Below are 15,759 nucleotides of genomic sequence, written 5' to 3'. Positions count from 1 at the left end.
GACTTTGATGATAGGCGGCTTTGGGATTGAAACGGTCATATAAGCTTTTTTGCGTTTGCTGACGACCTGACCTGCCGTTTGATAGACGACGCTAGCCTTTACCTCCGCTGCTGCTGCTACCGCTACCGCTACCGCTACCGCTACTGCTACTGCCGCTGTTTTCGACCTTGATCTGCGGCCCGACGCCATCTCCCGTACGGAATGTCGGTAACGCAACCGAGTCCACGAATTTCACGCCGTCCCAGCTCGGCAACGGTGTGGGCATCAATTGGAACTGGCCCGGGTGCTCAGAGTCCCAGCGCAGCAGCATCGAGGTGTCCTCATGCTGTGTGTTGTGGCAGTGCTCCAGGTAGGTACCGGCAAACTCACGGATGCGTATGGCCATTTCGACATTGTCGAGGCTGTCAGGATCGGAGCCAATACGGTAGACATCCTTGCGCGCCCCTTTTTCCCATTCGGGTGGTGGTTTGCCTCCTCGAGTGAGAATGATCCCTTCCTCGAAATGCACATGCACCGGGTGACTCCAGCCATTGCCGCCGTTCTGGATCTTCCAGACTTCCAGCGTGCCTTCACCCTTGAACCCTGCCGGTGTCGGGCCAGTGGCCAGTTGTGGCGCGGCTGAAATCCGGCGCGGGTCCATGTTGAAGCCTTCGCCGCCATCGGTCTTGATCGTCCACGGCTTGAAGTCCGTGCCGTCGGAGCGGCCAAAGATAAAGGTTCGGTGCCGAGCCTGGGCGAGCCGGGCGATATCGGCAGGGTCATCACGGTGCAAGGGCAGCGGGATCATGAACCTGCCCTCGGGTTTGCCAGGCTTGGCGGGCTCGAAGTCGACGGGGTTCATGCTGACATCCTGGCCAGTGTAAGGCCTCACGTTCAGTTGCATGAACACGCCCACGCCCGGGTCGCCGTTGATCCACTGTGGCCCGTGGCTGGTTTGCCTGACGACGGGAAGGTACTTCTCGGAGAGTACATCTGCCAATGGAATGTCACGTTTGGGAAGCTTGCCGTTTTCATGCTCCTCGATGTTGACGAAGAAAATTTTGTCGCCCGGCTTGATGCCGTTTTTCGCGAAGTCGACGACGATGTCATAGCGCTCAGCAATACCCAGTATCGGCAGAATGGCATTGTGGTCCTGTTTGTCGCCGTCACCATCGAGGTCCAGGCTGCCATCGAACGGCACCGCGTGCTCCATGATATTGCCGTCGTTGGCAATCATGTGGAACGGCACCCGGTTATAGGAAACCCCGGAGTTTCTCGGGCCAGGGAACTCGCCACCATTACCATTGACCTGACGCACCACCGCCAGCGTGAAGAAGCGAGAAACCGATCCGTTGAGAATCCTGAAACGGTAGCGGCGGGCACGTACGTCCAGGAAGGGCTTGTACTCCCAGTTGGTCAGCACCTGGTCACCGAGAAAGCCGTCGGTGTTGAAGGGGTTGAACCACAACTGGCCGGCCTTGTCCCAGGCCTTGTCGGCGATCGTCAAGTTGATGTCATAGTCGCGGTTACCCCAGCCCAGCGCCGAACCACTGGGCAAGCGCAGGTTGACCCCGTCGTCGACCGACTCGTTGCCACGGTCCACGGCGCTGTAGTAGTTCATCATCGTCGCATTGCCCTTGTAGACATTTTGCGCGGTGAAATCGAGCATGTGGTCGTGGAACCAGTGGGTGCTCATGGTTTCGCGCCAGTCGCCGCGGATCTTGATGGCGCCGTTGTTGCAGGTTTTGAAGCCGGGGTTGGCGTCGTTGACGAAAAGCTTTTCACCGGGGTCGCAGGGGAATGCCGCACGCGGATCCTCAGCGCTGGTATTGATGGTGTCGTAACCGGCCAACTGGATCGGCCAGCGATAGTCGTAGTACTGGCCCGGGAAGAAGAACGCGTTGGTAAAGCCGTCGCTTTCCGCGGGGGAGTGACCGTTATGTTCATGGGTGGTGAGGGTGTGCAGGCCAAAGCCCCGGTTGGCCGAGGGGTCAATGGGCAAGGCATCGTAATGACGCATCAGCATCGCCTGGCCATAGCGTACTTGAAGCAGTTTCGGCGGAAAGGTGCCGTCGAACGTCCACAGTGCATTGTGGTCCTGGACAGGGAGGTTGGGGTGAAACTGCACTTGAATGCCCTTGGTTGTGCCCTCGTTGGCCGGGTTGCCGTTGGTGTTGTGATAGAGCCCGCCTGGCGCAAATTCCCCCACGGCGTAGTTATGCCGTTGCATACGATCACGCAAGCCGCTGTTGACGTGCGCGCCGGCTTGCACAGTCTTGAAGGCGTCGCGCGGGAAAAACTCATTGAAACGCTGGTGCGACCAGCCTTTTCCCGGTGGCCGGCCCTCTGCGGGCGAATCGACCCGGCGATTGAGGAAATCCTCGATCTGTGCCCTCCAGGGGTTGCGGTCCAGTACGTTGGAGAACTCTGTCGGGAAGGGCGTCAATGCCGGCTGCCTGAGAAAGGCATCCAGTGCAGCCGGTGACGGGCCACTGCGCGCCACCTTCAATGGATCTTGCGCCGGAGCGGGGCCCACCGTCGGGACCGGAAACGGCACGGGTGATGGCGGGTCGGCCGCATCCAGTTTGTTCGAACCGAATTCCTCGAACAGTTCTAGCTTCTGTGAGAACGGTTGAGCCCCGAATACCGGGCTGGCATTACCGTTGGTGGGGATATTGAAGCTGGGTTGCAGATCGGGTGGCAGCACATTATCGACCAAGGGGGTCTTGCGGTTGCCGCTCACGCCATTGGGCAAGTCGAAGGCGCCGACGTTTGCAGGCGGCTGCTTGAGCAAGTCCCTCAATGCGGCATTGGGGTCGGCAGGCTGATTGGTGAACGCCGATGGGTCGGTAGGAGGCGGTGGATCGGTATTGTCGAGGGGGGCTGCCTGGGTCTGGGACAAGCCCAGCCCAAACATGAACACGGCAGCAGAGATACTCAGCGCCAGCCTGGTTTTGGACAATGGACTAGGAGTCAACCTTCCGGTATCTAGTTTCATTGCAAACACCTCTGACGGGTTCTGCGGAGCGCGTGGCAATACTCGAGCAATGAGCCACGGCTACTAGCCCAGCTGGCGAAATGTTTGATTTCGAGCCGGGATGGGAACGATGCAAGCTTTCTGCCAAAAGTGACAGGAGGTGACTAATGACTCTACGCCGCGCTCCTCTTGGCTACAGGCTTTGAACAGACGTATGAGAAACCCCGGTGAAGGGGGAATAGTCCCCAATACCGGGTGCGATTGTGCGGAGTATTTGGGTCAAGAAAAGTGGCCGCTTTCTGAATGTATCGATGTCCCCTTGTGGCCGATGGCGGTCTGTCACGAATGGCAGCTAATGGCTGTGACAGCCTCGGGCAAAGAGCTGCAAACAAACAGTCAGGACCGTCGCCATAAGTGTTGAATCGACCGGTTGAATCCACCCCCCATTGCTGCCACTGACCGGCGGTAAAACATGGTTCCGTCAAACCAACCCCACGGCGATATGAGCACTCTGATGTGCTCATATCGCCTGGCGGTGTCTCTCGTTACTGTTTCTGCAAATCGCCAGGTTTCCAGGCTTTATCGAAGAACGCCTTGGTCGGGCCGTACAAACGCAGGATGACGAAGAAGCCCTTGTCAGGCAGAGTCCGAATCCAGTTTTTTCCAGCCCCCGGTGACTCGGGGCCGAAGTGGACGTCGATCGAGCCGTCGGCGTTGGCCACTGGTTTGTCCATGGTGTTCAGCGATGGGAAGGGTTGCCCGTTATCCAGACCGGAGGCGGTCACCGAGTCATAGGCCGTGACCGACCAGAACAACGCTGCCGGAATGCCTTTTGGCAAGTTCAGCGTGTAAACGTTGCTGCCCGACAGGAATTCCCCTTTGGCATCGACGAACGTCGCCGGGTACTTGGCCCCGACGTTCTCCATGTTCACCGCCATGCCTGGGCTCGCCGAATAGGCGTTGGTGAAGAATCCTGTGCGCGGGTCGATGTAGTTGAAAGTGTCGGCAGTAAAAGTGGCGTTGCCGGGGAATACATTCAGCCACTTGCGATCCGGATACCAGGTGCCACCGGTGACAATGGTCTGCGGGGTATAGGAAATGGCGTGGCCGATCTTGCTGGCGGTTTTCGCGGCCTTGTCGAGCAGCTCCCGCGTTGCCGAGTCAGGCTGGAACGGTTTGCCCTTGACGATGCCCAGGGCGGCGAGCATGCCGCGCATTTCCATGTCTTGCGGGTCGACATATTCATGGTCGATAAAGCGCGAGAGCATGTCGAATGCGCTGCCATCGGTAGGGTAGAGCATGTTGACCGGAGTTTTCGAAGCGTTCGGGAACGCCATTGCCTTGGCCGTGGCTTCTTTACCCAGCGGATAGATGCGCGTCTGTTCCATGACCTTCACTGGCCCCTCAAGTTGCTTCGGATCCTTGAAGAACCCGCGCCAGAACACGAACACGCCATAGGTGCGCGAGCGGTAAGTCAGGTAACCGGGCGGCACTTCACCTTTGTAGTCCGGCGGCAATACCAGGTACTTGGCGCCCTTGCCCTTGTCCGGCCCGGGCAAGCCGACATCGCCGCACCACTGACGACCTTCAATCTGGCCCTCGGAGCAGATCGGGCGCTGGAAGAAATCGTCGAGAATGCCCTGCAAGCCCGGCGGAACCTCGATCACCATCGGACCTTCCTGCTTCAGGTCGAGATAGCCCATGGCATAGATCACGTCGGAGTTCGGCGTGGTCACGAGTGTCCTGGCATTGAGTCGGTCTTTCCAGATCGGCAACACGTTGTAGCCCGCGCCGAAGGTTTTCTCCGAGCCTTCTTTCATGGCGTACATGTTCAGCGCGGGCAAGGCCCAGATGTAAGACTGCACGGCGCGCTGGAACAACAGCTCGTTTTTCAGTTGCGCCACACCGTCGAGTGTTGGATAGCCGCCGGCAAACGGCAGATCGGCCAGTTGCTCGTAGTGCGTGGCGGCCTGGGCGCTGATGCTGATTGCAATGCCCAGGGTCAAGGCAGTCAGGGTTTTACCTGAGGTACTCATGATTGACGTCCTGTTCTGATTAATCGGCTTTGACTACGGCTGGCGGAACCCTCTGGCCATTCAGTGCGGCGGGCTCTGGCCAATAGGCACGGATATACAACGAGTAGTCCGCGTCTTTGGGCGAAGGCAGCCAGTTGCTTTCCTTGTCCTTGCCCGGCGATTCGCTCTGCACATAAATCGTCAGCGAGCCGTCGGCGTTGGCTTGCAGGGATTTGTTCTTGGTGCCGATGGAATAACGCTTCAGGTCATTGGGCGCGAAAAAGTGTTGTTCGTTGTACAGCGTCAGCGACCAGAAGCCTTTGACTGGGGGCAGCTTGTCTTTGGCGAAGGTCACGCTGTAGCCGTTCTGACCATTGAGACGCGCGCCTGCCTGATCCAGATCCTGATAGAAGTATTTGGTTTCTTTCTGCTGGTTAACGAAAATGTTCGAGCGTGCCACGGCCGTGCGGGTGAAATAGTCGGTACCGAACGCCGCGCCGTTACTGATGGTGCTCCAGTGATCTGGCAATTGCAGGCCGTAGTTGCGGAACTGCAACAGCGGATCGATCACTTCGCTGTCGGCTTTTTTCGCCTCGTCGATCATCGCTGCCTTGAGCTGCGGATCTGCGTTGGCGATAGCACTCAGGGCGGCCATTTGCGCATAACGGGCTTCTTCACCCGGCAATGGCTTGGCATCTTTGAGAAGGGCAGGCAGTTCGTCGAAGAACTTCTCTGGCATCACCCACTTGGTTTCGGCGTTGCCTTGCGCTTGGGCGGGAAATTTCGGCAGCTTGGCCCAGTCACGTTTTTTGACCTTGCCGTCGTACTTGGACAACGGGTACATGTCGATCCCGGCCAGCGCCGGTTGCACTGTCTGGCGGTCGGCGGCGGTGTCGTCCTGGAACACGCGGGGAATCACGAAACCGGTGTTGGTGCGCGCACGAAACACTTTGGTAATGCCGGCCGGGACCTTGCCATTCCAGTCCGGCCCGACCAGCAAGTAGAAGCCAGGTTGAGTGCCGTACATTTTGCCCAGCTCGGCGAAGCTGTCCGAGCGCAGATCAACCACCTGATACACCCAAAACCGACTGCCGAAATCCGGCACTTGCAGCACCACGGGCTCAAGGTCCAGGGCAATGCTGCCGGCGCCGTACACGACGTCTTGATTGGGACACGCCACCAGCCGCTCGGCGGGGTCGATGTAGTCGCTCAACAGCGACAGCTGATTGATCGGTGCCACTGGCACAATGCCGCCCATCAAACCCGGCTCGGGAAGGTCTTTGAAGGCCTGGCGACGGTTGAAGATATTGGCCATCGGCCAACCCCAGAAGTACGCCTCACGCGCCATCATGCGCACGTACGGCTCAGTCACCTTGGTGCCGGCTACAGGCCCGACGAAGGTGGCCTCGGCGGCGTAGCTCTGAGTGGCCAACAAAGCTGCAGTGGAGAGTGTCGTGATGAACGTCAGTGCAAAGAGGGCGTGGCGATAGGGGGGGCGATTCATAAAGCATCCTTACTTGATGGCGATCACCTGATGGCGGTGAGTCGCTGACAAGATAGCTCATCTTTACCGAGTCATGATTTGGGTCTGTTTACATGCCTGCTATTGGCTGGATTCAACCGGCACCTCAATAGCTGAATGCTCGCTATGTCGCGATTTGTCATAGCGCTGGCGCGATTTTAAAAGTCCATTGCGGACGTAGCGAGCGACAGTGGCCTGCGAATGCCGTTACTCCGGCGTCATCATCAACGCGAGCGTTATCTTGATGAACTCTTCATTCTTGTCGATGGCTTCAAGAGCGCAGCGCACGTTGTCGGCGACATCAGCCGCACCCTGTAGCTCGACCCAGTTCGAAAGCTCCATGATGGCGGCTTCGAGTGCAAGTTGGTTTTCGTTGATCTTGAACAGCAGGGAAGGGAGCAGGTCTGAGTTTGGCATCGCGATTTTTCCATGAAGACATCAGCTTGGCAGGAGAAATATTGGAAGGAACGAGGTGTCACCCGTCGGGTGAATTCTGTCACTCAAGAAGTGCCTTCAGGGCGCGTCCTGTGTTTCTTTACTACGTTAGTTCAAGTCGCTCTAACGCATAGTCCTTGCCTGCCAAGGTAAGTTCAAAAATGGTGGCGCCGAACGTACCCCGTGTCACTTTTTGCTTAACAAGACGTTTGACCTGGAGTTGCTTAAGCCCTTCTTCAACTTCCAACTTGCTGAGTGACACAAGTTTGCAAACCGAGTCTAAGTTTGCAATTTTTCTGAAGTTTGCATGATAGGCCAACGCTTCCATCAACAGTGTTTGGTTCTCTGTCAGCTGTGGAAACTGAGGGTTGTTCGCTTTGTAAATTTTTCGCTCTATCTCATGTAGCTCGCCGCAAGCTCCGTCAGTGGTGCGGTAGTAGTAAATTGCTACAGCGAGAGTGCTGATCAGCGCCGCGATAAACATCAGCAGCGACCAGTTCGGCATGGGCGTTTCTAACAGAAGCCAGTTCCACGCACGTAGCAGCCAGCCCTTGATAACGGCCAGCAACGTCAGCTCGAAGTAAGTGTCGAGGAGCTTTGTGGCAGCCCAAGCGACAAGGACGCCTCCAGCCGAGCCGGCCATAACCTTGAAAGTGAGCAGGGAATGCTTGCCTTCTGCTGCCATGCTGCTCGTCTCTAGTGAAGGAAAAAGATGTTATCAGCATAGCAGTGGAAAAGTGGCACTCCGGCATTGGCCTTTGCATTTGCATTTGCATTTGCATTGGGAAGTTACCCTGGGCGCGAATTTCGACCAGGTACTCTCCGGGTGGCACGCCAGCCCCCCCATAGTCGGGGTGCCACCACAACCCCCCATAGCGATCACCCCGCCACAAGAATCAACAGGGGGCGCCGTGGATGAGTTACCGCCAGACAACCCGATCCTCGGCGGGATCATCCTGTTGCCCACCGTGGGCGAAATCCGGGTCGCTCTCGATCAATTGTCGGGTCAGATCAACCCATCGCTCATGACCGTGATGCTGGAGGACAGCCACTTCGTGCGGGACGCGGTCTTTGACCGTCTCGACACGCCATTGGGGGCGCCGGTCACCCCCCACCATGCTGCGGACAATACGGTGCAACTGGCTTCGAACCTGACCGCATGGATACAAGGTGTCGGCGCACACCGCGAACAAGGTGACCTATCGGTTGATACCGGCGGGACGTTTCTGGGGATCGACTCGCGCATCACCGACACCACCACACTGGGCGTTTTGTTCGGCTACACACGGTCCAATGTGGACGCGCGCTACAGTTCGGCCGATGGCGATAATTACACCGTTGGCGCGTACGTCGGTACGCTGCTCGGGCCGTGGTCGCTCAAGGCGGGCACCAGCTACACGTTCAACGAAATCGATACGCGCCGGACCGTGAACTTCGGCGATTTCAGTGACTCCCCTCACGCCGACTACTCGGCCAATACCGGCCAGGTCTTCAGCGATGTCGGATACAGGTTCAATGTGGGGCCGATGATACTCGAGCCCTATGCCGACCTCGCGTGGGTGAAGGTGAACGCCGATGGGTTCACCGAACACGGTGGGCCTGCTGCACTCTCCGTGGACAGCAGCGACAACGATGTGACGTACAGCACATTGGGAATACGGCCCAGCTACGCCTTCCTCGCCAATAACGTGCCCATGAGGGTGAAAGGCGGGTTGGGCTGGCGCCATACATTTGGCGATCTCGAACCTGTCGACACACAATCGTTCGCCCGCTCAGCAAACACATTCTCGATACCCGGCGTACCGTTGGCCGAGGACGTGACCATCGTGAATCTGGGGATGGAAGCGGCGCTGACCCCGAGTACCAACCTGAGTCTGATCTACAACGGCCAATTAGCCAGCGACGCTCATGAGAACGGCCTTGTGGGGTTGTTACGGGTAACGTTCTAATACCCTTCCATCTATGCAGGTTTGCCGGCAAACGGAGCGTACGATCGATAGCGGCTGATAAGCACTCGTCGTTTGGCATTGTCACGTAGCGTTCATTGCGAGCCTCAATGAACGTTACAGGGATATCTTCGACGGGCCGCTATTGGCCGGGAGCATCCTTACCAGAGCAGCGCCTAGACTCCATATGCTAGGCGCGAGCTGCGTGTCGATCCGGCTACCGCCCAACCGCAATGTCCAATAATCAATTCCTCTGGGGGTTTCAAACACTTTTGACAGTCCGCTCTTGGCCGATTGTTGCCTGTCGCGAAGGGCAGCAAAGGGTCGACTACTGCCCTCCACGAAGGGCAGCTTTGGGTCGATGTTTGAAAAATAAGTGCTTTGTACAATGCTTGGGGTTTGTCTGTGATTTGCCAACGTTCAGGCCAGCTGACTGCGCGGCTGGCCCTTGGAGAGAAAACCGCCCGATGGGCTGACCATCTACTTGCTGCCATAGGTGTTGTCGCCATCCATGACCAGGCGCTCGGCCTAACCGTCGCCACACAAGTCCAGCCTTCGTATGTCAGCAATTGGTACTGGGCAAAGCAGTCGTGCAGCTCGAAGACATCGATGTCTTTCGGACCAATTCCGACCTATTGGTAGGCAATGTCGGCAGCCAGGCGGTGTTAACGCCGACTGAACGCTCACCTAGGAGGCTGTCGCAGATTGGTCCAAGGCGAAAAATCTAATGACCTGCATGACCTAGTTTAAAGATGAAATCTTCTGAAAACCTAGGTCCGTTTTCAATTGGCAGAATCATCGTTATCGGGTCAGTTTTCGGTCGACGACAACACTCGGGGCGTTCCGGGGCCACTTGGCGAGCACCTCCCCAAAACTCAACTATATTGCTCCTAGGGGGAGATGCCGGATACGACATCCGAGTGATTGTCTTGATAGATGACAAATGACAAGAAGCTAGGCGACTAGCTGTGCAGTTGCCCTAGCTCGTGTTTGCTTGCACAGCATTTTTCTATTTGGGGACAACGACATGCTCGTATCATTGCACTTCGCCGCCTTGTTTGGCGGCCTAATCCTGAGTGCGTCGGTCCTGGCCGCCGAAGTCGACGCCGCAACATACCACTATCCGTTGACCAACCCGTTTGAAGCTACCATCCTCTCAACACCGCCCGAACTTCGCCCCGAGTTGCCACTCGACGACGACATCAAACAGAGCGACTACTCCCTCAACCTGCTGCCACATCGCGAATTCGAACTGCCTGCCAATTTTTGGGCTGTGAAAAAACTACGCTACCGCATGGCCAAACAGGACCACCCAGCCCCGCTGATCTTTCTGATCGCCGGCACTGGTTCGCCTTACTACAGCAGTGTCAACGAGTTCCTCAAGAAGCTGTACTACAAGGCTGGCTATAATGTAGTGCAGCTATCCTCGCCCACCAGCTACGATTTCATGACCTCAGCCTCACAAGTGGCCACCCCCGGAGTGACCAGAGACGATGCCGAAGACCTGTACCGAGTCATGCAGGCAGTGCATGCTCAACAATTGAACGTACCTGTCACAGAGTACTACCTTACGGGCTATAGCCTTGGGGCACTCGATGCAGCGTTTGTTGCCAACCTTGACGAGTCCAGACACAGCTTCAACTTTAAACGCGTGCTGCTGCTCAACCCTCCAGTCAGCCTCGTCACTTCGATAGCCAACCTGGACAAGCTGGTGCAGGCCAAGGTCAAAGGTATCGACAACAACACGACCTTCTACGAGCTGATGCTTACAAAGCTGACCCGCTATTTCCAGCAAAAGGGTTACATCGACCTCAACGATGCCCTTGTCTATGACTTTCAGAACTCGCACAACCGCCTGTCCAATGAGCAGATGGCCATGCTGATCGGCACGTCTTTCCGCTTCTCGGCAGCTGACATCGCCTTCACCTCCGACCTGATCAACCATCGCGGCCTGATCACCCCGCCCAAATTCCCGATTAACGAAGGTACCGACCTCACGCCGTTCTTCGAGCGAGCCTTAGAGTGCAACTTTGACTGCTATATGGCGGGGCAAGTCATCCCCATGTGGCGCGCCCACACCAACGGCGGTAGCGTGCTGCAACTGAATAACCAGGCCAGCCTCTACGCACTCAAGGATTATTTGAAAACCAGCACCAAAATTGCCGTGATGCATAACGCCGATGACATCATTCTCGGCCCTGGTGATCTCGGCTTCCTGCGCAATACCTTCGGTAACCGTCTGACCGTGTACCCGCACGGTGGGCATTGCGGCAACATCAACTACCGTGTCAACAGCGACGCCATGCTGGAGTTCTTCCATGGCTAGAAAACTTCTCTTCGTTGCAACGCTGTTGAGCGCTGGCATGGTCCAAGCCGAAGGCACCGTACCGCCGGCGCCCAACGTCGTCGAACCCGATGGCTACACCCAGCCGCTCAAGCAACTTGAATTCAACCCTGGCCTGGACCAGCGCGAGTTCGAGCGCTCGACTTTAGACGCCTTGAGCGTCTACGACCCTCTGGGGAGCTGGAACCGCCGGGTCTACCACTTCAACTACCGTTTCGACCAGTGGGTTGCCCTGCCAGTGGTCAACGGCTACCGCTACATTACACCCAGCTTTCTGCGTACCGGGGTGAGTAACTTCTTCAATAATCTGGGCGATGTCTCCAACCTGCTAAACAGCCTGCTGCAGCTCAAAGGCGAGCGCTCGATGGAAATCACCGCACGGCTGCTGCTCAACACCACCGTCGGTATTGCAGGTCTTTGGGACCCAGCTACTAGCATGGGCATTCGAAGACAAAGCGAAGACTTCGGTGAGACCCTGGGTTTCTACGGCGTGCCGAGCGGCGCATACCTAATTCTACCGTTCCTTGGTCCATCCAACCTTCGCGACACCGGCGGACTAGTCTTCGACTGGAGCACCGCCTCGCAAATCAACTACCTCAATGTCGCCGAGGTCAGCAAGAATCACCCGGAAATTTACCTGCTGCGCGCCATCGACAAGCGCTACACCACCAACTTCCGCTATGGCCAGATGAACTCACCGTTCGAATACGAAAAAGTCCGCTATGTGTACACCCAGGCGCGTAAGTTGCAAATTGCTGAATAGCCTCAGCCTGACAGACATCTATGGGTCGAATAGCGACCACGACGCACCGTGACTGAGCCACCCTTGTCCTCCCTCAACCTGGAGGACAAGCCATGAACTCAATTGCTACACATCGCCATCAGCCTTGGAACAAGGGAAAGCTCGTCGGGCAAAAGGCGCCGCTCCGAGTCAGAGATATCTGGGCTATCCGCGTAAGACTTCAGCTTGCTGAGAAGACACGGGATCTGGCGCTCTTCAACTTGGCTATCAACAGCAAATTGCGTGCCTGTGACTTAACCAAGCTGCGAGTCCGAGACATAGCCCATGGGGAACATGTGTCGTCACGAGCCATCGTGATGCAGCAGAAAACCCACCACCCAGTGCAATTTGAAATCACTGAGCAAACCCGAACGGCTCTGGAGGCTTGGATGCATCAAGCCCACCTCCACAGCGAGGACTTCTTGTTCCCGAGCCGTTTGCACGACTCAGACCATCTCTCCACCAGACAGTACGCTCGAATAGTCAAAGCGTGGGTGACCGCCATTGGCCTCGACCCAACCATGTACGGTACTCACACGCTACGGCGAACCAAGGCATCGTTGATCTATCGCAGGACAAAGAATCTGAGAGCAGTTCAACTCCTGCTGGGGCATACGAAGCTTGAAAGCACCGTCAGGTACTTGGGCATCGAGGTCGATGATGCCCTGGAAATGGCAGAGCAGACAGAAGTCTGACCATACATTGCGACGGTCTACCCCAGACCGTCGCTATCCGACCCAAAGCGGCCGATCAAGTCGTTTACGACACTAGGGGCGATTCAATACTGTGGCTGCACTTTGAGTCATTCGGATTTCTCAGACATCAACTCCCGGACACGTGAAACAAGCGTGTCTACCACGAATGGTTTCGTCAGCACCTTCATCCCTGGCTCAAGTTGGCTGCTGCCGAAAACGGCATTTTCTGCATAACCCGTAATGAACAAGGTCTTTAAGTTAGGCCTAACTTCTCTACCCGCATCTGCCATCTGCCGTCCATTCATTCCCCCAGGCAATCCGACATCCGTGATGAGCAAGTCGATTGGCACATCTGAGCGTAGTATTTGGAGTCCGGAAATGCTGTCGGCGGCCTCTATGAGGGTATAGCCAAGTTCGCCGAGAACTTCCGTCAGGAGTACGCGGACGGATGGCTCATCGTCCACAACCAAGATTGTCTCGCCAGCATTTGTGAACTTAACTACCGCATTTTCTGTGTCAGCATGGTTTCGCACCGCATTCCCGCAGTAACGAGGTAGATAAATGCACAAGGTTGTTCCCTGACCAACCTGTGAAAAGACTCGCACTTGGCCGCCGGATTGTTTGGCGAACCCATATATCATCGAAAGCCCGAGACCTGTGCCTTGACCGAGGGGCTTAGTAGTGAAGAACGGATCGAAGGCTTTTGCTATGACATCGGGCGTCATTCCGGTACCAGTGTCAGTGACGCTGAGTGAAAGATACTCCCCTTCGGACATATCTAGCGTTCGGGCAGCTTTATGCTCAATCAGCAGATTAGCCGTTTCGATTGTAATGCGCCCGCCATCTGGCATGGCGTCGCGGGCGTTAAGGCATAGATTAAGGAGTGAGTTCTCAAGCTGACTTGCGTCAACCAGCGCCGGCCAAAGCTCAGTCGCACCTTCAGTCGTGACCAAAATACTGGGACCGACAGTACGCTGAATCAGCTCGGCCATTCCCTCCATCAGAGCATTTACATCTGTCGGGCGAGGATCGAGTGTCTGTCGCCTGGAGAACGCCAGAAGACGATGAGTGAGGGCCGCCGCGCGTTTAGCGGCGCCTTGCGCGGTCATGATGTACTTATCAACTTCCGTAAAGCGGCCTTGGGCGATCCTGGTGCCCATCAACTCTAAAGCCCCTGAGATTCCTGCTAATAGGTTGTTGAAGTCATGCGCTAGTCCACCGGTCAGTTGTCCAACCGCTTCCATCTTCTGAGATTGCCGCAGCTTTTCTTCGGCCTGCATAAGCTCGGCAGTCCTTTCAAAAACACGCTGTTCCAGCGTTTCGTTGAGCGCGCGTAATGCCGCTGTAGCTCGGTCTCGCTCTTCTTCAACAGTGCGCCGCGCTTCAACATCAATGAGCACGCCGGGAAAGCGCAACGGGGTGCCGTCTTCGGCACAGTCGACTCGCCCGTTCGCTTCAACCCAGTAATATTTGCCGTCAGCGCGGCGGACACGGTATTGGTGCGAGTAAACGCCTCCCCGAGTAATGGCATCATTCATGGCAACCGCCAGTGAACTTCTGTCGTCGGGATGCACATTTTTCACGATTTGTTCGAGGTTTAAACCATCGCGCCCCAAGGCTGGATCAAGGTCGAAAGCCCTCGCAAAGGCTTCGTCTACGGTGCAACGGTCCGTCGGCAGATCCCAGTGCCACGTACCGATAATGGCACCCGCTGCGAGCGCCAGTTGAACGCGTTCAATGTTTTCGCGTGCGACAGCCTCGCTGACTTTTAGACGCTCCTGCGCGTCACGTCTTTCGGTGACGTCATTGAATAAGATCGCAATCTGCCGATCAGCGGGGTCACCAACACGAACCGCCCGGACGTCGAACCAACGTTCAAACGTGTTGGCATAACTCTCGAAGTTCGCGGGTTCCCCGGTCTTTGCTACGTGCCCGTACGTCTCGAACCAAAAGCTCTCTAGGTCCGGAGCAAACTCGGTGACCCATTTGCCGCGTAAGTTGACGCCGGCCTGATGCTCGAAGGCGGGGTTGGCTTCGACAAAACGATAGTCGACAGGGCGGTCGTCGGCATCGAATTTGACTTGAACGATAGCGAACGCAGCTTCAATTGTTTCCAGTATTGTGCTGAAGCGCTCCTCGGTTTTGCGCAGAGCTGTTTCGGCGCTGCGCGAGCGAGTTAGGTCGAGCATCGCGCCGATCATGCGCACGGCTTGGCCATTGGTATTTCGGATTACGTGTCCTCGGTCAAGCACCTCGGCGTATAAACCGTCCATGCGTCTGAAGCGGTACTCTTCGCTCCAGGTCGTGCCGTGTCCATCAATGGCTGCGCGGATCGAGGCATCCACGCGAGCCTGGTCCTCCGGGTGAATCTGGGTAACCCGCCAATTGCCGGTCGTATCGACGGTCGCTATTGGATAGCCATAAGCCTGTTGCAGCGCCTCGTTCCAAATGACTTGGTCAGATTTCAGATCCCAGTCCCAGACCGCATCACTTGTGGCTTTGAGGGCCAAACGGTAGCGCTCTTGAGACTCTGCGATAGCGAGATTCGCCATGTGCTCACTGGTGCGGTCGCGCAGGATTTTTACAAACCCAAGATGGGCCTCATCGTTGCCGTACAGTGGCATCATTTCGCCCGAAGCCCAGAACAACTGGCCGTCCTTGCGCAGGTGCCAGCGTTCATCTGAAGCTCGCCCTTCCATTAGGGCTTGTTGCATTTCCTTTTCCACCCGGCCGCTTTCACGGTCCAGGGCAGTAAAAAAAATCGCGATGCTATGGCCGCGTATTTCATCTTCGGTCCAACCCATCACATGAGTGGCGCCTGAGTTCCACTCCGTTATGATCCCTAGCGGGTCGGTTACGATCATTGCGAAATCTATCGCACAGTCGAAGATTGCACGCTGGCGCCTCTCACTGCCAGCCAGCGCTGCTCGACTAGCCTCCAGTAGCGCCACCATTTCTTGAGACGGCGTAAACTCCACTCCAGTACTTGCATGGCGGGTAGCGATTGCGGCAGAGGGGGAGGCTCGCTCGATGATCTGGTCATCTTGAACCGTATCTGGACGATG

The 15,759-nt window shown here is 56.6% G+C and carries 10 protein-coding genes and 1 pseudogene; 4 read left to right on the top strand and 7 right to left on the bottom strand.

Features of this window, described 5'->3' with window-relative positions; translation table 11 throughout:
* Positions 1–91: 91 nt before the first annotated feature.
* From C7534_RS24130 to C7534_RS24110, 5 genes are all read right to left on the bottom strand, one after another.
* Positions 92–2,977: a multicopper oxidase domain-containing protein gene (locus C7534_RS24130; protein WP_109787273.1), complete on the bottom strand. Its 2,886-nt coding sequence runs from the start codon at positions 2,975–2,977 to the stop codon at positions 92–94.
* A 524-nt stretch (positions 2,978–3,501) separates the two neighbouring features.
* Positions 3,502–4,992: a DUF1254 domain-containing protein gene (locus tag C7534_RS24125; RefSeq protein ID WP_109787272.1), complete on the bottom strand. Its 1,491-nt coding sequence runs from the start codon at positions 4,990–4,992 to the stop codon at positions 3,502–3,504.
* A 19-nt stretch (positions 4,993–5,011) separates the two neighbouring features.
* Complete coding sequence (locus C7534_RS24120; RefSeq protein ID WP_109787271.1) at positions 5,012–6,475, bottom strand: DUF1254 domain-containing protein; 1,464 nt, start codon at positions 6,473–6,475, stop codon at positions 5,012–5,014.
* A 225-nt stretch (positions 6,476–6,700) separates the two neighbouring features.
* The gene (locus C7534_RS24115) at positions 6,701–6,910 is read right to left on the bottom strand and encodes a hypothetical protein (protein ID WP_109787270.1); all 210 of its coding nucleotides are present in this window, start codon (positions 6,908–6,910) and stop codon (positions 6,701–6,703) included.
* Positions 6,911–7,031: 121 nt separating this feature from the next.
* Complete coding sequence (locus C7534_RS24110; RefSeq protein WP_109787269.1) at positions 7,032–7,613, bottom strand: hypothetical protein; 582 nt, start codon at positions 7,611–7,613, stop codon at positions 7,032–7,034.
* Positions 7,614–7,839: 226 nt separating this feature from the next.
* On the opposite strand from C7534_RS24110, the gene C7534_RS24105 reads away from it, so the two are divergent.
* Positions 7,840–8,877 carry an autotransporter outer membrane beta-barrel domain-containing protein gene (locus tag C7534_RS24105; protein ID WP_158283939.1) on the top strand — a complete coding sequence of 346 codons (1,038 nt, stop codon included), beginning with the start codon at positions 7,840–7,842 and terminating at the stop codon, positions 8,875–8,877.
* Between the two features lie 480 nt (positions 8,878–9,357).
* On the opposite strand, the pseudogene C7534_RS32945 reads toward C7534_RS24105, so the two are convergent.
* A pseudogene (locus C7534_RS32945) lies at positions 9,358–9,503 on the bottom strand (thiolase C-terminal domain-containing protein); the annotation flags it as partial.
* A gap of 398 nt (positions 9,504–9,901) precedes the next feature.
* Here C7534_RS32945 and C7534_RS24095 point away from each other — a divergent pair.
* The 3 genes from C7534_RS24095 (at position 9,902) to C7534_RS24085 (ending at position 12,694) form a co-directional block, all read left to right on the top strand.
* Complete coding sequence (locus tag C7534_RS24095; protein ID WP_109787267.1) at positions 9,902–11,200, top strand: serine/threonine protein kinase; 1,299 nt, start codon at positions 9,902–9,904, stop codon at positions 11,198–11,200.
* The gene (locus C7534_RS24090) at positions 11,193–11,981 is read left to right on the top strand and encodes an MlaA family lipoprotein (RefSeq protein ID WP_109787266.1); all 789 of its coding nucleotides are present in this window, start codon (positions 11,193–11,195) and stop codon (positions 11,979–11,981) included. Before C7534_RS24095 ends, C7534_RS24090 begins: the two co-directional genes overlap by 8 nt.
* Positions 11,982–12,073: 92 nt before the next feature.
* Positions 12,074–12,694 (top strand): tyrosine-type recombinase/integrase, encoded by a 621-nt coding sequence (locus C7534_RS24085; protein ID WP_109787265.1) that lies wholly within the window; start codon positions 12,074–12,076, stop codon positions 12,692–12,694.
* Between the two features lie 107 nt (positions 12,695–12,801).
* On the opposite strand, the gene C7534_RS24080 is transcribed toward C7534_RS24085, so the two are convergent.
* Positions 12,802–15,648, bottom strand: a complete 2,847-nt coding sequence (locus C7534_RS24080; RefSeq protein WP_109787301.1) for a PAS domain S-box protein — start codon at positions 15,646–15,648, stop codon at positions 12,802–12,804.
* Positions 15,649–15,759: the final 111 nt, after the last annotated feature.

This window comes from Pseudomonas sp. OV226 (genome assembly GCF_003148705.1).
Lineage (GTDB): Bacteria > Pseudomonadota > Gammaproteobacteria > Pseudomonadales > Pseudomonadaceae > Aquipseudomonas.
The sequence above is the reverse complement of the archived record's forward strand: the minus strand, read 5'-3'. Positions and strand labels throughout refer to the sequence as shown.